Raw genomic sequence first — 19,307 nt, forward strand, 5'->3', positions numbered from 1 at the left:
CCTCAGTACTTTGTCCTGACATCGGTTTCCAATGTTCCCCAACGCACACACTTTCCGCACCAGAGAGACGAAGTTTTGACCAGCACAACCACACAAGAACCCACACACCACCGACCTGCCTCCTGGGGAGGCGTCATCTCGCTCGGCATCGGAATTTTCGCCATCGTCATGTCCGAATTCCTTCCGGCGAGCCTGCTCCCGCGTATCGCCGACGACCTGGAGGTATCAATCGGTGCCGCGGGCCAAAGCGTCACCGTGACCGCCATCGCCGGCGCGTTCGCCGCGCTGCTCATCGCCGTGGTGCTCCCACGGATGGACCGCCGCTTCGTCATGATCGGCCTCACCGCGCTGGCCATCCTGTCCAATGTCATCGTGGCCCTGGCACCCAGTCTTCCCGTGCTGCTTCTGGCGCGGGTCCTCCTCGGCGTGGCGCTCGGCGGTTTCTGGGCCATGGCCACCGCGATGGCGGCCAAGCTGGTCCCCGGCGACCACCTCGGCCGCGCCCTGACCATCATCAATGCAGGCGTGTCCGTCGCGACCGTCGTCGCTGTTCCTCTCGGCGCATGGCTGGGAGAGGTCTGGGGGTGGCGCGGGGTGTTCTTCCTCGGCGCCGGCGTCGGGCTCGTCGCGCTCATCGCGCAGACGGCCACCCTGCCGCACGTCATACCAACGGCAGTCAGCGGCCTGCGCGCTCTTGGAGCCACGCTGCGCTCGGGCATCGTCATCGCCGGCCTTACCGCCATCCTGCTGATCTTCGGCGGCCATTTCAGCGGCTTCACCTACATCCGCCCGGCAGCAGAAAGCGTCTCCAATATTGACGCCGGCGGCCTGGCTGTCATGCTCCTCGTCTTCGGCATCGCCAATGTCCTTGGCACCGCCCTGAGCGGGCCAATCGTCGACCGGTCCCTCCGCGCCGCGATTCTCCTGTTCCCCCTCCTCGTAGCCGCCGGCATGCTGACCATGCTTCTGACCAGCGGATCGACCGTGGGCCTGTTCATCGCCGTCGCCCTGTGGGGCTTCGGCTTCGGCGGCGTCCCGACGACCGTCCTGAGCTGGGGGGCCCGCACCGAACCTGCGCGTCTGGAACAGATCGGCGGCCTCATCGTCACCGTCTGCAATATCGCAATCGCGGTAGGCGCAATCGCCGGGGGTGTGCTGGTCGACAGCGTATCGGCCAGCGCAACCCTCATCATCGGCGGTGTCCTCGCCATCCTCGGCGGAATGGTCCTGACCAGCCTCCGCCGGCGGGCGAACGACATCTCCATTCCCGTAAGCAACTAAACCCCCGTCCGGCGGCGGCTCATAGGTCGAGCCGCCGCCCGACGGGTCCGGCTGCATCCCAGCAGCACAACTCACAGCCCCACTTTCACAAGGCCCGCGCACCCGCGCCACGCCTGCCCTAAGGAGCACTTTTCATGACAACCATCGGCATACTCGGCGCTGGCCAGGCCGGCAGCACACTCGCCCGTGCTTCAGTGGCGGCAGGTTACACCGTCGTCATCGCCAACTCACGCAACCCCGAAACCCTGACAGGACTGGTTCGCGAGCTCGGCCCGCTAGCCTCCGCCGCATACGCGACCGACGCGGCAGCCGCAGCGGATGTCGCCTTCCTGGGCTTCCCCTACTCCCCGGACGACCTCCTGCCGGCCAAAGAGCTCGCCGGAAAGATCGTCATCGACAACAACAACTACATGACCTGGCGCGACGGCCACTTCCTCGAAGTCGACTCCGGCCTGAAGACCATCCACGAACTGCGCCAGGAGCAGCTTCCGGCCTCGAAAGTCGTCAAGGCATTCACCCACGTCCAGTTCCACGCACGGGCCCAGATCCGCGTCCCCAGCGACACCCAGCCGGCTCTGATCCGTCTGGCCAGACCCACCGGAGCTCCGGACCGGAAAGCCCTCGTTGTCTCCAGCGATCATCCAGACGCCGTCGAGTTCGTCACGGACTTCTACAACGACCTTGGCTTCGACGCCGTCGACAACAGTCCCCTGAAGGAATCCTGGCGCAGCGCCCCGGGCACCCCGATGTGGCGACACCACGTCGACGGCCAGAGCCGTGAGGAGCTCATCCGCAACCTGCAGCTCGCACGCCGCCTCGACGGCTGATCCAAGCAGTCACCACCGAATGCACCCGCACCTACCAGCGAGGGGGCGTGGCGACGGGCCCCGACTCAGCCGCGTTAGCCCCGCTCGAGAATGTGCCTGTGGCACGCATCCTCCTGCGGAACAACTTATGAGAACGTGAACGATTGCTCACACGGGATGAGTTGAGGCATGGCGATAGAATTTCGCGCGTTAGCCAATGAGGATGCAGACGCACTCCAGTCGTTACAGGAGTCGAACCCCGAGTACACTCGACGCATCTCGGGACGCGACCCAGTTCCCAGAGATGCCCAAACCATCCTCACCCCTTCGGTCCGGCCGCCATCGGCGGTGAACGAACGGGTTTGACCGTTGCTGTTCACCGCAGTGGCCAGTGGCCGGACTTTGTCCCGGGGTGCTCAGTTCCGCGGTGTGGTGAGTTCGGTGGCCCTGTCGGCGGCGGCTTCGCGGATTTCCGTGACCTGCTCGATGTCGGGGCGCAATTCCCGCATCCTGGTGGTGAGGTACTTGTCGAGCACTGTGTCGAGACGTGGAGGATGGTTTCCTCGGCGTATCACGTCGGAGAGCTGAACGGCCGCATCGCGCGCCTGCTGCATGGTGTTGAAGTCGGCGTAGGGGGTGGCGTCCGCCCTCCGGGCAATACCGTTACCTTTTCGGAGAGCGCTCTCTTGACGATGTGATGAGGGCCACATACAGTTGACTCACATCCCAGAGAGCGCTCTCTCGCCGCGTCGGCGTATGTCGCTCACACACACAAAGGAGTGACCGTGGAATCCTCGCGACTCAGGAAAATCACCGCCCTCGCCGGCGTCGCCTCCCTGGCCCTGGCAGCCTCGGGCTGCAGCGGCGGAACAGATGAGCCCGCAAGTGCCAACAACCCCATCACCTTGACCGTCACCACGTTCGGACAGTTCGGCTACGACGATCTGTACGCCGAATACGAAGAGCAGAACCCCGGAGTGACCATCGAGGCGACGAACATCGATGGAAGCGCCAACGCACGCGTCGATGCATTCACCAAACTCGCGGCCGGTTCCGGCCTGAGTGACGTCGTCGCCGTCGAAGAAGGCTGGCTCGGCCAGGTCATGGAGGTGTCCGACCAGTTCGTGGACCTCAATGATCACGGCGCCGCGGACATCAAGGACAACTGGGTCGACTGGAAGTTCGAGCAGGGCACCGACCCCGACGGTCGCGTCATCGGTTACGGTACCGACATCGGACCACAGGCCCTCTGCTTCAACCAGGAGCTCTTTGAAGCGGCGGGCCTGCCCACCGACCGCGAGGAAGTCGCCGAACTCTTCGGCGGTGACAACGCGACGTGGGAGACCTACTTCGACCTGGGCCGCCAGTACAACGAGACCACCGGCAAGGCCTGGTACGACCAGTCCGCTTTCGTCTGGAACTCGATGGTGAACCAGATGGACGAGGGCTACTACACCGCCGACGGCGAGCTGAACATCGAGGGCAACGAGGCCATGCGCGCCCAGTTCGACCTCCTCGCCGCCGGCACCGCCGACGGCCTGTCCGCCAACCAGAAGCAGTTCGACTGGGGCAAGGGCAAGGCGTTCGTGGATGGTTCCTTCGCCGTCCACGTCTGCCCCGCCTGGATGCTCGGAACCATCAAGGAACAGCTGGAATCCGCCGGTGGTGGGGCCGAGACCGGATGGGACGTCGCCGACGTCTTCCCTGGTGGCAGCTCCAACTGGGGAGGAGCCTTCCTCTCCGTTCCCGAAAGCTCCGAACACCCCGCTGAGGCCGCGAAGCTCGCCGCATGGCTGACCTCTCCTGAACAGATGGTCAAGCAGTCCGCAGCCGCGAACAACTTCCCCAGCGCGCTGGACGCCCAGGCGGAGATCGTCGAAGCAGCCGTACCGAACGAGCTTTTCAACGACGCTCCGTACGGTGAGATCTTCGCATCGCGTGCCGAAGGCGTCGTGGCCCAGTTCAAGGGCCCGGATGACTCCGTGATCCAGGAGAACGTCTTCGCGCCCGCGCTGAAGATCCTGGACAACGGCACCGGTACGGCCGATGAGGCCTGGAACGAAGCCATCACGCTTCTCAACGACCTCGTCGTGAACAACTAGCAGCACCGGCCGCGGGGCCTCCGGCAGCACCGGAGGCCCCCATGGAGTCTGGAACCCTCATGACCACGACACTGAACCGCCCGGCAGCCAGCAGTCCTGCCCCTGCGAAACCGACCCTCACCTTCCGTCAGCGACTGAACGTCCTCGACATGAAGGGCTCGCCCTACCTGTACATCGCACCGTTCTTCGTCCTCTTCGCCCTGGTGGGCCTGTTCCCTCTCGGCTACACCTTCTTCGTCTCCCTGTTCGACTGGCACCTGCTCAAGGGGCAGGGCGAGTTCGTGGGCCTGCGGAACTTCCAGGAAGTCCTCCAGGACCGCTTCTTCTGGAACTCGCTGTTCAACACGATGAGCATCTTCCTGCTCTCGACCATTCCGCAGCTGATTGTCGCTACTGGCATAGCGGCCGTGCTGGACCAGAACCTCCGTGGCAGGACGTTCTGGCGCATGAGCATCCTGCTCCCCTACATCGTGACGCCCGTCGCTGTCGCCCTGATCTTTTCGAACATGTTCGGCGAGCAGTACGGGCTGATCAACAACATCCTCACGAGCTTTGGGATCGACCGGATCCTGTGGACTAACGAGACGCTGCCAAGCCACATCGCGATCGCCACCATGGTGAACTGGCGCTGGACCGGATACAACGCACTGATCCTGCTGGCAGCCATGCAGGCGGTGCCCCGCGACATCTACGAGTCCGCCGCGATCGACGGTGCCGGAGCCTTCCGCCGCTTCTTCAGCATCACGCTGCCGAGCATCCGGCCCACCATGATCTTCGTGGTGATCACCGCCACCATCGGTGGGCTGCAGATCTTCACCGAACCCCGCCTGTTCGATCCGCGGACGGCAGGCGGAACCGGACGCCAGTTCCAGACCACCGTGCTCTACCTCTGGGACATGGCCTTCCAGCGGTCGAACTTTGGCAAGGCAGCCACCATCGCATGGCTCCTGTTCCTCATCATCATCCTGTTCGGCCTCGTGAACTACCTGATCTCACGGAGGATCGCCACCACCGGCGACCGGCACGGATCTTCCCGCACCGCAGGCGGGAAGCGCCTGAATCGCCAGGCGGCCCCTGCAGTCGTCCTCCCGGCGGTGGATTCCCAGCCGCCAGCTCCGTCGGCGGAACCGGCGGCTGAAACCGCAGCAGAAGCGACCCCAAGGAGCGGGCAATGACCGTCACCGCCGCGCGGCCGAATACGCCGGCCACCCAGCGCACCCCACGAGCCGCAGCGACGCGGAAAGCGCTCTTCGGCAACGGACGCAGGCCGGGCTTCCTCACCTACGGCCTCCTGTTCGCGTTCTTTCTCGCCTCCGCCTACCCGCTGTGGTGGTCCGTGATCATCGGCAGCCGATCCAACGAGGCACTCGGTCAGACCTGGCCTCCGCTGTTCCCGGGAGGAAACTTCTGGACGAACGTCGGCGAGGTCTTCGACACCATCCCGTTCTGGCTCGCGCTCGGGAACAGTGTGCTGATCTCGGGGATCATCACGGTTTCGGTCGTCGGGTTCTCCACGCTGGCCGGCTATTCCTTCGCGAAGCTCCGCTTCCGCGGCCGGAACGGCCTCATGGTCGCCGTCGTCGCCACCATGGCCATCCCGACCCAGCTCGGCATCATCCCGCTGTTCATGCTCATGCGCACGCTGGGCTGGACCGGCGAGATCGGCGCCGTCGTCATCCCCACGCTCGTCACGGCATTCGGTGTCTTCTTCATGCGCCAGTACCTCGTGGATGTTATTCCCGACGAGCTCATCGAATCCGCCCGCATGGACGGGGCCTCCATGATCTCCACGTTCTGGCACGTGGCGCTCCCCGCCGCGCGCCCGGCCATGGCGATCCTGGGCCTGTTCACCTTCATGACGGCGTGGACCGACTTCCTCTGGCCCCTGCTGGTGCTCGACGCCGGCAACCCCACCCTGCAGACGGCGCTCAGCCAGCTGCAGTCGGCCCGCTACGTGGACTATTCGATCGTCCTCGCCGGCGCGGTCCTGGCAACCCTCCCGCTGCTGGTGCTCTTCGCCGTCGCGGGCCGTCAACTCATATCCGGAATCATGCAAGGAGCAGTGAAGGGCTAATGCCACCAACACACCACCCCACCAGCAGCGGAACCACCCAGCGGACCTGGCCTGAGGGCTTCATCTGGGGCTCGGCCACCGCCGCCGCCCAGGTCGAGGGGGCCAGCCACGAGGGCGGCAAGGAGGATTCCGTGTGGGATGCCTTCGCCCGCGTCCCCGGGGCCGTCGCCGGCGGCGATGACCTGGAAACGGCGGTGGATCATTACCACCGGATGCCCGAGGACGTGCGCCTGATGAAGGAGCTGGGCCTGGGTTCCTACCGCTTCTCGACCAGCTGGGCCCGGGTACGCCCCAGCGGCAGGGCCGCCAACGCCGAAGGCCTGGACTTCTACTCCCGGCTCGTGGATGAACTCCTCGAAGCGGGCATCCTGCCCTGGCTGACCCTCTACCACTGGGACCTGCCGCAAGCCCTGGAGGACACCGGCGGCTGGGCCAACCGGGACACCGCCTACCGTTTCGTGGACTACGCCAACGACGTGTACTCGGCGCTGGGCGACCGGGTGCGGCACTGGACCACCTTCAACGAACCGTTCTGCTCGTCGCTGCTGGGCTACGCCGCGGGTGTGCACGCCCCGGGACGGCAGGAACCGCGCGCGGCGGTTGCGGCCATCCACCACCAGCACCTGGCCCACGGCCTTGTGGTCAACGAACTCCGGGCCCGCGGCGCGCAGCAGCTGGGCATCACACTGAACCTGAGCAACGCGATTCCCTGCGATGCGTCCGACCCGGTGGACCTCGACGCGGCGCGGCGCTTCGATTCGCTGCAGAACCGGATCTTCCTTGACCCGATCCTGCGGGGCGCCTACCCGGAGGATACGCTGGCGGATCTGGAGCAGTTCGGCATCCGGGAGGTCATTCGGCCCGGGGACCTCGACGTGATCGGGACGCCACTGGATTTCCTGGGCGTCAACCACTACCACGACGACCTGATCAGCGGGCACCCCACGACCGAGCACGGCGACGGCCACGCCGGTGGCGCGTCCCGCCCGACGTCCTCGTGCTGGATCGGCTCGGAGGACATCACCTTTCCCAGCCGCGGCCTGCCGCGCACCGCCATGGACTGGGAGGTCAACCCGGACGGGCTGCGCAAGTTGCTCGTGCGCCTCGGCGAGGAATACCCCACCCTTCCGCCGCTCTACATCACAGAGAACGGAGCTGCATACGAGGACCTCGTCAGCAGCGACGGCGCGGTGCACGACACCGAGCGCACCCGGTACATCCTCGAGCACATCAATGCCGTCGGCCAGGCGCTCGACCAGGGGGCCGATGTCCGCGGCTACTTCGTATGGTCGCTGCTCGATAACTTCGAATGGTCCTGGGGCTACGGGAAACGCTTCGGCATCGTGCGCGTGGACTACGACACCCTCGAACGCACCATCAAGGACAGCGGCCACGCCTACGCCGGAGTCATCGCCGCAGCGAAGGCGGCTGACCTCACACCGACGAGCGCCTAAAGTAGCCTTCACAGCTTCCGTTTCGATGTTCCGGAGATAACGATGACGCAGGACACCAGCGGGCCCCGGCCGGTACCCACCCTTGAGATGGTGGCTGCCCTGGCCGGGGTGTCGAGGGCCACGGTGTCCCGCGTCGTCAATAATTCCCCGAGCGTTGATCCGGAGCTCGCGCAGACCGTGAGGAAGGCCATCCTCGCGCTCGATTACACGCCCAACCGCGCCGCGCGCTCCCTAGCGAAGCGCCGTGCGGGCGCGGTCACGCTCATTGTCTCCGAGTCGACGGCGAAGGTGTTCGCCGACCCGTTCTTCGCCTCCGTCGTGCAGGGCATCGCCCTTTACCTCACCGACACCGAGTACACCCTGAACATGGTGATCGCCTCGGAATCCAAGCCGGAAAAGACGCGCAGCTTCCTGCTCGGAGGAAATGTCGACGGCGTGCTGGTCGTCTCCCACCACAGCGGTGATCATTCGTGGACGCACCTGTCCGGTTCGCTGCCCATGGTGTTCGCCGGCCGCCCCCTGGTGGGCGGCACGGAGAGCTACTACGTCGACGTCGACAACGAGCACGCGGCCTACACCGCCACGCGCCTGCTGACCGAAGCGGGCCGCCGTCACGTTGCCACGATCGCCGGCCCGCAGGACATGCCCCCCGGCATCGACCGGCTCGCAGGGTGGCGGACGGCCGTGCGGGAGGCAGGGCTGGGGGAAGGGCTCGTCGAAGTCGGTGACTTCACCCTCACCTCGGGGGCGCGTGCGATGCACCGGCTCCTGGACCGCCGCGCACCCATCGACGCCGTCTTCGCGGCGAACGACCAGATGGCGGCCGGGGCATACACCGCAATCCAGGGCCGCGGCCTGCGCATTCCTGAAGACATCGCCGTCGTCGGCTTCGACGACGATTCCTTCGCGACCTCTGTGACACCGGCGCTGACCACCGTGCACCACCCCATCGTTGAACTTGGCAAGAAGATGGCGGAAACCCTCGTCAACCTGATCGAGGGAAAGCCGACCGATCGTACGACGAGGATGCCCACCTCGCTCGTGATCCGTGACTCTGTATAGCGATTCCGTATAGCGACTCCGGATTGCGCAGTCGGACAGCCGCGCTGAGCATCGTTGCCGCATCGGGCCCTCGGCGCGCCCATGGTGGGCGGGCCGTCACCTTCTGACCGAAAGGCCTTTCCCGATGCTTCCAGCTCCCGTGAGCACCGCTGCCCCGTCCTCCGCAACCGGCCGCCGGATCCGCTGGGGTGTCGTGGCAACGGGCTCGATCGCCGCCCGCGTGGTGCATGACCTCGCACTGCTCGATGACGCCGTCCTCCAGGCCGTCAGCTCCCGCACCGACGAGTCCGCTCGGGCCTTCGCCCTACGCTTTGGCTTCGCCACCGCCTATTCGGACGCGGACGGATCGACCGGCTACGAGCACCTCTTCGCCGACCCCGCCGTCGACGTCGTCTACATCGCCACGCCGCACGCGCACCACCACGCCGTCGCACTGGCTGCCCTCAACGCGGGCAAGCACGTGCTGTGCGAGAAGCCCCTAGCCATGAACGCCAGGCATGCCGCCGAACTCGCCGAACTCGCCGCGGAACGCGAACTGTTCCTCATGGAGGCCGTCTGGACACGCTTCCTGCCCAGCTTCCGCCGTGCCATCAAGATCCTGCGGTCCGGTGAGATCGGACAGCCACAATGGCTGCAGGCCGACCTTGGCTTCGCCGCGCCCTTCGACCCTGACGCCCGGATCTGGGACCCGGAGGCCGGCGGCGGAGCCCTGCTGGACCTGGCGGTTTATCCGTTGACGTGGGCGCTTGGCGCACTCGGTGAGCCCAGTGCCCTGACCGCCCGCGGCGCACTCACTGAGCACGGCATCGACCTGCACAATGCCCTCACCCTTACCTACGAGGGCGGCGCGCACGCGCAGCTCACCACCTCGATCGGTGCCGACGGTCCCAGCGTTGTCACCGTCGGAGGCACCGACGGCTGGTTGCGCTCCTCCGCTCCCCTGTTCAACCCCGCCGAACTCATCATCCAGCCCAGACAGGGCACGCTGCGAACGGAACGCTTCGAGGTCTTCGGCAACGGCTTCAGCTACGAACTGCGCGAAGTAACGCGCTGCCTTCAGGCAGGACTGACCGAGAGCCCGTTCATGCCACCTGCCGAATCGGTCCGCATGATGAAACTGCTCGACGAGGCACGCCGCCAAATGGGGTTGCACTACTCAACCGACACCGAACCGGTCCCGGCGCATTCCTAGGCGAAACCGCTGACCCCCGGGAGGTGCTCTCAGTGCCACTCGACAAGGGTTCTCCTCGAGCACCGGGAGAACCGTGCCGCAACGGTGATCGCTAGTGACGATCCCCACCGCGCCAGAAACATACGTTCTGAGACACCTCCAAGGCCAGGTCGAGTCGTCTCCTTAGCAGGCCCACCAGTCCGATGAGGGCGAAACGGCGGACGCACCGTCGTCACCTATTCAAGCTGTTTCAGGTGGGAAGACCGGAGTTGTTGGACGCAAGGGGAGCGGCCGTTGCCCTGGTGTAAAGGCGGGGTCTTCGTGGAAATATGGCCACGGAGGGGAAGGCGTAGCCGGCGGCGCCCCCGGATGAGATGACCCACGCCGCTCAATTGAGTCGGGGGCTGATGATGGATCTTGTGTCGTGGCAGGTAGCTCCTGCTCAGACTTCCGTGGCTTCCCTCGGGCTCATTGTCAGTGGCGGTTTGCTGTGGTGGTCGTTGCGCCGAGATCCTCGGCCCCTCCGCAACGGATTCCTGATCGTGGTGACTGCCTACTATGTTCTGGGTCTGGTCTCGTTCGTGGCCTCCCAGATCCCGGTCGTTGAGATTGGTGCCGAGGCGGTCAGGCTAGCGGTCCTTGGAACAGGTGCGCTGAGTCTGCTGCTGCTGCCATTGCTGCTGATCGTCAACGGGATTCTCATGCTCCGCAGGGAACACCGCTCGCTGGGTAATCTGCTCTCGTTGTTGGCCGGGATCGCGCTTCTGGTCCTTCCCCTGCTTGTCGTGTGGTTGTTCAGACACGAGAACAAGGTGACCGGCACGATCGCGGCGGGCCTCCTGACTGCCCAGGCCTGCCTGGGCCTGCTGTTCCTTGTCTTCGTAGCTCACACCGCGCTCTACGCGGTCCTGGCCCGTCGAGCACCAGCCCGGGCGATCATCGTGCTGGGAGCCGGCCTGCTGTCCGGGCAGGTACCACCGCTTTTGGCCGGACGCCTCCAACAAGCCGTAACCGCAGCACGACAACGACAGGGACAAAGCGGCAGGATCCCGATCGTCCCAACCGGTGGGCAGGGTGCCGATGAGTCTTGTTCAGAGGGCGAAGCGATGGCTGGATGGTTGCGCGAGCACGGGATCCCTGACCGGGACGTTTTGGTGGAGAACCGAGCACGGAGCACTGAAGAGAACCTCCGCTACAGCGCCGTACTGCTGCAGGAGTACGGGATAGATCCTCCCTACCTGATCGTAACGAACAACTACCACGCTCCACGGGCCGCGATGCTGGCCCGAAAAGTAGGCCTCGACGCACAAGCCATCGGCTCACCTACCGCTCTGTACTTCTGGCCCAGCGCGTACCTTCGGGAATTCATCGCTGTCATGACCGGCCACAAACTACTCCTCTGCTTAGCCGGCCTGACCATCGTGATCATGATGCTCCTCGTCTGGCTCTCCCTCAGCGCCTAAACCCCAGAAACCCGACTCAGCTCGTCGCGCAGGACGATGAACCGCACACTAGTCCGGGCTCCTCACCTATGGTGCAGGCCCGCACCCACAATCAGGAGTCCCTCCGATACGTCTCGAGAACGATCCTTTGCTGAGACAACGGGTGGCACGTGTCGTTCTCGTATTCGAAGTGTTGTGTAATGAGCGGTATGTCGATCACGCTAAGCACTCCGCGTCCTAAAGAACTACCCCAGGTGATCGACGTCCTCGGTAGTTGGCAGCAGGACGGGTTGCCCATCCAGTTGCATCCAGGCGACTTAGGGTGGGCCTACCAGATTGGTGCTTTAGCTCTGGCTCGGAGAATTCGAATTTGGTCCTCCGATGCCCGTGCGCTCGCCATGGGTTTCTTGGATGGCCCAACAGTCCTGCGCGTTGCGATCGCACCCGGAGCTGACTACGACGAAGAACTCGCTGCGCAGATGGCGCAGGATATTGCTGATCCTTCCCGGGGTGTCCTACCGGATGAAGCCGTTTCCGTGGAGGCTCGTTTCGGCTCAGCACTCCGGGCCCGTCTTAACGCCGAAGGGTGGCAGCCGGACGAACCCTGGACGCTGCTGAGGTGCGATCTCCTCAACCCGATTGATAGCCCTGGAGTTCGTGTTGAAGAGGTCGGGCCAGGACACGTCCAGGCAAGGGTTGCGGTACAGAACGCTTCTTTCGGATCGGCCAGGTTCACCGAGGAACGCTGGCACGCAATGGCAGCCGGTCCGGCTTATGCAAGCGCTCGTTGCCTCCTTGCTTATGACAACGACGGAACGGCTGTGGCGATAGCGACGGTTTGGTCGGCAGGTGTCGGCCGACCGGGCCTGATCGAACCAATGGGGGTGCACCCTGAGCACCGCGGGCATGGGTACGGAACAGCGATCACAAGAGCGGCTGCTTCAGCGCTTCATCAGATGGGCTCCTCAAGCGCGCTGGTATGTGCTGAGAGCTCGAACGCCGGTGCAGTGGCCACATACTCTGCCGCAGGCTTTCAAGTAACAGGGCAGGTCACTGATCTCCACCGCGGCTGACACTGCCTCTTTCCTCAACGTCACAAAGACGCACCTTGTGCGACGGTTCACAGTCTCTAAAGCGCTTCTCATCGCATCCATTGAAGGATCAGTTCCTTCCGTACGTTGTGCGCTGTAGCGCCCATTGACCCCGCCAACCACCTTGGCAAAAGCCCGCCATCTTGAGGAGAATTCACACTCCAGGGGATCAAAACTTCTTCTCGCTCAAACGGTCCTTTTTGCACACTGAGGTTGAGGTCGGCGACGAGCCCTGCACTGAGCCGCAATAGGAAAATGCAGTGGACCAACGGCTCGGCACTTGATGACCTTGAAGGACCGGCATTGACTGCAGAGAGGACGGCCTGTGCCCGAGCAACGAGACGACCAGCAACGCAACGCCATGCAGCCCGTCGAGGACAACGCGCTCAACCCCTGGGACCTGTGGGTCGAGCCCTTCGCGTTGGTGGCAACGCAACCGAAGCGGCCGCCACCTACTACGTGTATGGAAAGGGCGAGTTGCCGCGCTGCAACGCGACCTCGTCAACATGGGGCTCATGAACCTGCTCGAGAAGGACTGAAACCAGCACAATAGGCTTTGATGATCGAGGGCCGGCACGCCCTAGGATCGGCTCATGGGGATTGACGCAGGCGTAGCTTTCGAGGTAACTCTGCTCCGGTTGAAAGAGGCAAAGCATCAAAGGCAGCTGTTCCGGGAAAAGTGGCTAGCGTACCTTGCGGAAGTCCCGTTTGAGTTCTCGTTGGAGTCGGATAGCGCGTTGGAGCACCGTCTCGTGGGACACGCGCGCTCCCCTCCCGAGGGGGAACTCTACTCGAGTTCCCGATTGCCGAGTCCCTGTCCAGGTTCAAGGCGGCCGGGCTGGGGCAGATCGCCGCCGGGCTGTTCACCACCGACCCGGTCAGCGGCTATCCCCCCGGCGCCCCGGCCGCACAAAACGGGTACAGCGGAGTTGGAGCCCTCATCCATGACCTGGGCGCCGTCCCCGTCTTTCTTGGTATTCCTGTGACGGCCCTGCTCTGGGCCCGCAATTTTGCCCGTCACGACCGCCGCCGGTGGGCGCGCTACTCGGCCACCACCGCGGCAACCATGGTCACCGGCTTCGCACTCACCAGTGCCGCCTTCGCCCAGGTTCCCGCCCTTGCCCCCTTCGGCGGCCTCCTTCAACGGCTGACCGTGACCCTCGGCATGGGCTGGCTGAGCGCCCTGTCAGTCCGCGAGCTCACTACGCCCAATCCGCCAACCCAGGCGCCTTGACCAACAACCTGGACCGGACCACCCCGGGATGAATCGTCCCCCGCCACATGGCGCTCGGACACCGCTCCGATCAGGACCACCAGACCGCTCCGGGACGCCCATTCGTTAGTCATGAATCGAGCTGCCGACCGCAGCGAATGATGACGACCGTACCGATCACGGCGCCTCCCCTCCCCTCCCCAGCAACTTCGGAGGAGTATCTTCATACGCACAGCACCAACGATGACCGCAAAGATCTGACCAAGCTATCGATGAGGAGTTGAACAGCATGCAGCAACTCGCGCACCGGCTCGACCGTCTAGGCACCGAAACTGCCTTCAGCGTCGCCCAAGCCGCGGCCGTCTGGAAGGCTGAGGGGAACACCGTGTATCCCTTCCACCTCGGTGACATCAACATCCCGACGGCTCCCCATATCGTGGAAGCGATGAACCGGGCTATCAAAGACGGTTACACAGGCTATTGCCCGGGCCCCGGCATTCCACAGCTGCGCGAGGCTCTCGCCGATGATGTCGGTGCTCGTCGGGGTATCAAGTTCTCCCCTGAGAACATCGTGGTGATGACCGGCGGCAAACCCGTCATCACCAAGTTCCTCCAGGCCGTCATGAACCCGGGTCAAGAGGTGCTCTACCCGAACCCCGGTTTCCCAATTTATGAATCCCAAATCGAGTATCTGGGAGGCACAGCGACGCCGTACCGGTACCTGCCCACAAGTGAGGGCTTCGCCATCGATCTCGACCAGGTCAGAGCATCGATCACCCCAAAGACCGTGGCCATCATCTACAACGACCTGCAGAACCCCATCTCAGCTGAGTCCACGGCTGCTGAGCGGGAGGCAATCGCGCGACTCGCTCAGGAGCACGACCTTTGGGTGCTGTCCGATGAGGCGTACTTCGAGACGCGCTACGAGGGTGTTTCGAGCTCGATCGCGTCGCTCCCCGGCATGCTGGAGCGTACCGTCATCCTCTATACCTTCAGCAAGAAATTCGCCATGACCGGATCCCGTTTGGGCTGCGCTGTCGCCCCGATCGAAATTGCCAGAATCCTTAGCACCCTCAACACCAACGATGAATCGTGCACGACGCACTACGTGCAGTGGGCCGGCATCGAGGCGCTCCGCGGCACCCAGGAACCGGTACAGCAGATGATCGATATTTTGCGTCAGCGCCGGGATACCACGTGTGAACTTGTGAATGGCATTCCCGGCATGCACGTTGCCGTTCCGCAGTCGACGTTCTACCTCTTCCCTGACGTCACCGACGTCATGGAGCGCATGGGGTACGCGGCAGTGGGCGAGTTCGCTTCCGCAGCTCTGCATTCGACAGGTGTTTCCTTCTGTACACGGGAGCACTTCGGTCGCCGTCAACGCGGGGAAGACCGCCAATACATCCGGTTGGCGTACTCGGGCATCGACGTCGCTGACATCAGGGACGGTCTCGGCCGCCTGAGCACCTGGATCGAGACCGCATGAGTCGGATCGTCGTCACGGGTCACATACCCAAAGTGGCACTCGAAAAGCTGCGGGTTGAGCATGAAGTTGATGCATGGACGGCCCCTGAGTCGATTAGCCGCGAAGAACTCCTGATCCGGGTGGTCGGGGCTGACGCCGTGGTGAGTCTGCTTACTGAACGCATCGACGCAGAGCTCCTTGACGCCGCTGGACCGCAGCTCAAGGTCGTTGCGAACGTCGCCGTGGGCTACGACAATATCGATGTGCCTGCCTGCACCGATCGAGGAGTGATAGCGACCAACACCCCCGGCGTCCTCACGGAAGCCACTGCCGATATTGCGCTCGGCCTCATCCTCTCTGCAACCCGCCGGTTAGGCGAGGGCGAACGGCTCATCCGCTCCGGTCAGGACTGGAAATGGGGTATGTTCTTCCTGCTCGGCAGCGGCCTGCAAGGGAAAACCCTCGGCATCATCGGCATGGGCGGCATTGGTCAGGCGACCGCACGCCGGGCCAAGGCCTTCGGCATGGACATCGTCTACCAGTCACGCAGTGCAATCACCTCCGAAGTCGGTGCCGAACTGGGCGCCCGGCGAGTCGAGTTCGATGAGTTGCTGGCGACCTCCGACATCGTCTCCCTTCACTGTCCCTATGGGCCGGCTACTCACCACCTCATCGGGGCCGATCAACTGACAGCAATGAGGGATTCGGCTTACCTCATTAATACCGCGCGCGGGCCGATCATTGACGAAGCAGCTCTCGTCGCCGCCCTGCAGGAAGGACACATTGCAGGGGCAGGGCTCGACGTCTTTGAACACGAACCAGCTGTCCATTCCGGACTGCTCAAGCTGAACAACGTGGTACTCGTGCCTCACCTCGGTTCAGCCACCATCGAAACACGAACCGCGATGGCCACACTCGCCGCCGATAACGCCCTCGCCGTGCTGAGCGAGCAGAAGCCCTTCACGCCCATCAACTAGCGAAAGACGCCCTGGACGAGAAGGCTGCCGTCATCGTCCTCGAAATCACCGATCACCTACCCATGACATGTATGAGTCATCACTGTGCACCTTCCCATATGTGGGGCTACTTCGCCGAACGTCGGTAGGTCGATTTAGCGACCGATGACTTGACCGGCTCGGCTTTGCATTCCTGGTTCCACTCCGGCGAGGCGGGCAAGTCCACCGGGAGTTGTCACTCCGCTCGGCCAGCGCCTGAGGATCCGATAATTGAGTGGTTTCGCCGGTCGTACGGGATGCGGGCACTGCTCTGCCGTGCGACTAGTTCAGGCGTGAATATGAGCTGCCGAACCTCGGCGAGGTGCGCCGCAAGCACTATGCCGGATTGATCCGCTTCGCCGTGCACAGTGGGATCAAGCACTACTCGAACACCCAGCACGTCCTGAGCCTGGACAACGACTACGAGCTCATCATCGACAGTGGTAACTACGACACCGAGGACGACATGGCCGCCCGTGGCCAGGACGCGAACCGCGAGCAGTGGGAGCGCCTGACGAACACCGCCTGCCTGCTGGTCGCCAACGAGCCGCACGAGATCTGCACAAGAGGGGCCCTCCGCGCCGGACGGCCCCTCTGTCGTTTCTGTGTCCTGCAGCCTCACTCTTCGAGGTGGAACTCCACCCGGTAGCGCAGGAACCGGACGTTGGGTGCGACCGACAGTGCCCTGCGGATCCGGGTGTCATCCTCCTGGGCGATGATGACGCCCTCGACGTCCTGGCCCGGCTCGGCGAGTTCAGCGTTGGCGTAGCCCATGTAGCGCTGGACCTGGCCGACGACGACGTCGCTGGCGCGCCCACGTTTGAGCTCCACGACGAGCAGCCGGGTCCGGTCCTTGCTGATGGCCAGGATGTCCATCGGGCCGGTGTCCGTCGGATACTGCCGGCCGATGACACCTTCCTCCTCGGTTGAGTAGATGTCGTACTCGGTGCCGAGCGCCGTACGGCTCCAGTTGTGCACCAAGAAGTCCTCGAGCTGTTTCTCCATTTGGAAGGCCAGCGGATCCTGCACGTCGGACGGGATGACCTCGGCGGCCGGCACCAGGGTGGGAGCGTCGGCGGAGCCGGCATCTGCGAAGCCCGCCACCATGGGGCTAATGTCGGTGAGGCGCGTGAGCTCGGCCAGCTCTGGTGCGTGCTCCTGCGAGAGCTTTTTGATGGTCTGCGGGGTCCCGGCGGCCGAGGCCAGCTTCGGGCTCATCAGGGTCCGGTCGAAGGATCCGCTCCAGTCGACGCGGCGCCGGTGTGGCAGCACCTGGCCAGGGTGGAACTCATAGTCCGAGTTGACGATTCCGTAGTGGTAACGGATGGGGCTGGCCGTAGGGACAAGGACCAGGTCTCCAATCTGCATGGTCACGGCTGCCGCGTGCAGGCTGCCCATGGCACCGCCGGCAACGACCCTTGTCATACCCGGATGCAGGTCGATGGTGATCGGGATCATGGCCTTCCTGAAGGCCTCCGATCCCCCACCGAGGTGCGGCCGGATGTCGAAGTCCTGGACGAAGTCGACCCCGACGTAGCCGGCCTCGACCAACTCGTCCACGTTCGATCCGCCCGTGCCGAGGCGCACCACCCATGCTGTCATCATTGCTCCCCATTCCCATCGTGAAAAGGGCGAATAACACCCAGCTCCACCGTAGGACATCTGGCGGCCGCCTCCCGCCGCATCCGCAGGCGGTGGCATGTCGGATGCATGCCGTACACACGTGCGGCATGGCATTTATCAATGGCTCACGCCCCGAGCGAATGGCAAGCCAAGAAACGCCACCGACCACCGGTCGAGTAAGCCATTGATAGAGGAGCCACTGCAAGGGAACTCGACTTTGCAACAGCACGCACCGCACCTCGACCCACAAGCCGCGAGCGAACAAACCGGAGGTCATCGCCTAGGCCAGCTGGCTTCCAGCCCCCATCGGTCGCAGTCATGGGTGCACCTTAGAGGTGTGGCGGTCGAGGAAGTACAGCAGCCGCCTTTGTGAAACCCCTCCAGGGTCAGGGAAAATACCGGCACCAGGACCGCACATTGCACCCGATTGCCCACAGTCAGAGACCAAAAGGGCATCTGACGTGGGAAAACATGTGCCCGACGTGGGACTCGAACCGGACGCCGGGCCCCGAAAATCCGCCACTCCCCCAGAAACATCCGCAATCCGAACCAGTCCGGCACCGGTACGGCCCAGTGCGGGACCCAAAGTGTGGACACTGTCCACACCCCCACCTCTCCCCACCAAGACAGCATCCTGGGCTACGCGGACCTGGAGGTTGCAGGACCAACCTCCAGAGCTGCAGCACGTTGTCGGTGACTATCTACTCATCGCCCAGGCGGAAGTCCTGGTGGAGAAAGACCCGGATCTCTGCCACGACATTATGAACAGTCTTGTGCGCTCCCTGGAACTGAGAGAAAACGGCGAAGAGCTTCAGCCCTGGCCCGTGCCCCGTCCTCGATCAACGAGCATTCCTCGACGACTCCGCTGGCCTGATGACGGTGCGGCTGACGCTAGCTAGGGAACCTCGATGATCGTTAGTCTCGGCCCATGACCGGATTCCCTCAGATACTTCACACGGTTCTCGACACTGCTGATGTGCGAGGACTGGCAGAGTTCTACCGCCAACTGCTCGGACTCCAGTACCGGCCAGGGGATGAGCCCGAGGGTGAGGACATGCCTGATGATGTCGATTGGCTCGTTCTCACTGATGGACAGGGCAACCGCAGGCTCGCTTTTCAGCAGGTTGATCACCTGAAGCGGACGACATGGCCCTTGCCTGATGTGCCGATGCAGATGCACCTCGATCTGACCGTTCCTGACCGGGAAACACTCGAGCATCACCATTTCAGGGCCCTGGCCTTAGGGGCAGAGCTCCGCTTCGATCGAACGGACGACCCGAACGAGCCGTTATACGTTTACGCCGATCCGGCCGGTCATCCGTTCTGCATCTTCGTAGTCTGAAGCGAGCATGACGTCCACATTGGTGAGCCGCGATGCTAAACCAGGAGTCGTCGAAAGTGTTGGGGGGGGGGGGGGGGGGGGGGGGGGGGGGGGGGGGGGGGGGGGGGGGGGGGGGGGGGGGGGGGGGGGGGGGGGGGGGGGGGGGGGGGGGGGGGGGGGGGGGGGGGGGGGGGGGGGGGGGGG

The 19,307-nt window shown here is 64.1% G+C and carries 17 protein-coding genes; 15 read left to right on the plus strand and 2 right to left on the minus strand.

All coding sequences use genetic code 11. The annotated features are described in order from the left end of the window. Nucleotides 1-75: 75 nt before the first annotated feature. Both AC4D14_RS04890 and AC4D14_RS04895 read left to right on the plus strand, forming a co-directional pair. On the plus strand, nt 76-1,281 hold the full coding sequence (locus AC4D14_RS04890; RefSeq protein ID WP_490900440.1) for an MFS transporter: 1,206 nt from the start codon (nt 76-78) through the stop codon (nt 1,279-1,281). Between the two features lie 134 nt (nt 1,282-1,415). Next, nucleotides 1,416-2,108 (plus strand): NADPH-dependent F420 reductase, encoded by a 693-nt coding sequence (locus tag AC4D14_RS04895; protein ID WP_490900441.1) that lies wholly within the window; start codon nt 1,416-1,418, stop codon nt 2,106-2,108. A gap of 395 nt (nt 2,109-2,503) precedes the next feature. Here AC4D14_RS04895 and AC4D14_RS04900 read toward each other — a convergent pair whose 3' ends face one another. Continuing rightward, complete coding sequence (locus AC4D14_RS04900; RefSeq protein WP_490900442.1) at nt 2,504-2,701, minus strand: hypothetical protein; 198 nt, start codon at nt 2,699-2,701, stop codon at nt 2,504-2,506. A 171-nt stretch (nt 2,702-2,872) separates the two neighbouring features. Here AC4D14_RS04900 and AC4D14_RS04905 point away from each other — a divergent pair, with 171 nt between their 5' ends. From AC4D14_RS04905 to AC4D14_RS04960, 12 genes are all read left to right on the plus strand, one after another. Continuing rightward, entirely contained in the window at nt 2,873-4,189 is a 1,317-nt protein-coding gene (locus AC4D14_RS04905) for an ABC transporter substrate-binding protein (protein WP_490900443.1), read from the plus strand. 59 nt (nt 4,190-4,248) lie between these two features. Continuing rightward, nucleotides 4,249-5,364, plus strand: coding sequence for a carbohydrate ABC transporter permease (locus AC4D14_RS04910; protein WP_490900444.1), 1,116 nt, complete (start codon nt 4,249-4,251; stop codon nt 5,362-5,364). Then, a complete protein-coding gene (locus AC4D14_RS04915; protein WP_490900445.1) occupies nt 5,361-6,263 on the plus strand; it encodes a carbohydrate ABC transporter permease in 903 nt (300 codons plus the stop codon). Before AC4D14_RS04910 ends, AC4D14_RS04915 begins: the two co-directional genes overlap by 4 nt. Further along, nucleotides 6,263-7,717 carry a GH1 family beta-glucosidase gene (locus AC4D14_RS04920; protein WP_490900446.1) on the plus strand — a complete coding sequence of 485 codons (1,455 nt, stop codon included), beginning with the start codon at nt 6,263-6,265 and terminating at the stop codon, nt 7,715-7,717. Before AC4D14_RS04915 ends, AC4D14_RS04920 begins: the two co-directional genes overlap by 1 nt. A 42-nt stretch (nt 7,718-7,759) precedes the next feature. Continuing rightward, nucleotides 7,760-8,779 carry a LacI family DNA-binding transcriptional regulator gene (locus AC4D14_RS04925; RefSeq protein ID WP_490900447.1) on the plus strand — a complete coding sequence of 340 codons (1,020 nt, stop codon included), beginning with the start codon at nt 7,760-7,762 and terminating at the stop codon, nt 8,777-8,779. Nucleotides 8,780-8,903: 124 nt separating this feature from the next. After that, nucleotides 8,904-9,971 carry a Gfo/Idh/MocA family protein gene (locus tag AC4D14_RS04930; protein WP_490900448.1) on the plus strand — a complete coding sequence of 356 codons (1,068 nt, stop codon included), beginning with the start codon at nt 8,904-8,906 and terminating at the stop codon, nt 9,969-9,971. A gap of 521 nt (nt 9,972-10,492) precedes the next feature. Next, nucleotides 10,493-11,413, plus strand: a complete 921-nt coding sequence (locus tag AC4D14_RS04935) for a YdcF family protein (protein WP_490900449.1) — start codon at nt 10,493-10,495, stop codon at nt 11,411-11,413. A 734-nt stretch (nt 11,414-12,147) separates the two neighbouring features. After that, entirely contained in the window at nt 12,148-12,465 is a 318-nt protein-coding gene (locus tag AC4D14_RS04940; protein ID WP_490900493.1) for a GNAT family N-acetyltransferase, read from the plus strand. Nucleotides 12,466-13,321: 856 nt separating this feature from the next. Continuing rightward, nucleotides 13,322-13,717 carry a DUF998 domain-containing protein gene (locus AC4D14_RS04945; RefSeq protein WP_490900494.1) on the plus strand — a complete coding sequence of 132 codons (396 nt, stop codon included), beginning with the start codon at nt 13,322-13,324 and terminating at the stop codon, nt 13,715-13,717. Nucleotides 13,718-13,985: 268 nt separating this feature from the next. Next, on the plus strand, nt 13,986-15,185 hold the full coding sequence (locus tag AC4D14_RS04950) for a pyridoxal phosphate-dependent aminotransferase (protein ID WP_490900450.1): 1,200 nt from the start codon (nt 13,986-13,988) through the stop codon (nt 15,183-15,185). Continuing rightward, the gene (locus AC4D14_RS04955; RefSeq protein WP_490900451.1) at nt 15,182-16,141 is read left to right on the plus strand and encodes a 2-hydroxyacid dehydrogenase; all 960 of its coding nucleotides are present in this window, start codon (nt 15,182-15,184) and stop codon (nt 16,139-16,141) included. The genes AC4D14_RS04950 and AC4D14_RS04955 overlap by 4 nt, the downstream gene beginning before the upstream one ends. A 340-nt stretch (nt 16,142-16,481) precedes the next feature. Continuing rightward, nucleotides 16,482-16,808 carry a hypothetical protein gene (locus AC4D14_RS04960; RefSeq protein WP_490900452.1) on the plus strand — a complete coding sequence of 109 codons (327 nt, stop codon included), beginning with the start codon at nt 16,482-16,484 and terminating at the stop codon, nt 16,806-16,808. On the opposite strand, the gene AC4D14_RS04965 is transcribed toward AC4D14_RS04960, so the two are convergent. Next, nucleotides 16,778-17,764: an endonuclease NucS domain-containing protein gene (locus AC4D14_RS04965; RefSeq protein WP_490900453.1), complete on the minus strand. Its 987-nt coding sequence runs from the start codon at nt 17,762-17,764 to the stop codon at nt 16,778-16,780. The two genes, AC4D14_RS04960 and AC4D14_RS04965, sit on opposite strands and share 31 nt — an antisense overlap. A gap of 946 nt (nt 17,765-18,710) precedes the next feature. Here AC4D14_RS04965 and AC4D14_RS04970 point away from each other — a divergent pair. Next, nucleotides 18,711-19,124, plus strand: coding sequence for a VOC family protein (locus AC4D14_RS04970; protein WP_490900454.1), 414 nt, complete (start codon nt 18,711-18,713; stop codon nt 19,122-19,124). Nucleotides 19,125-19,307: the final 183 nt, after the last annotated feature.

The organism is Arthrobacter sp. TJ-254 (genome assembly GCF_058269175.1).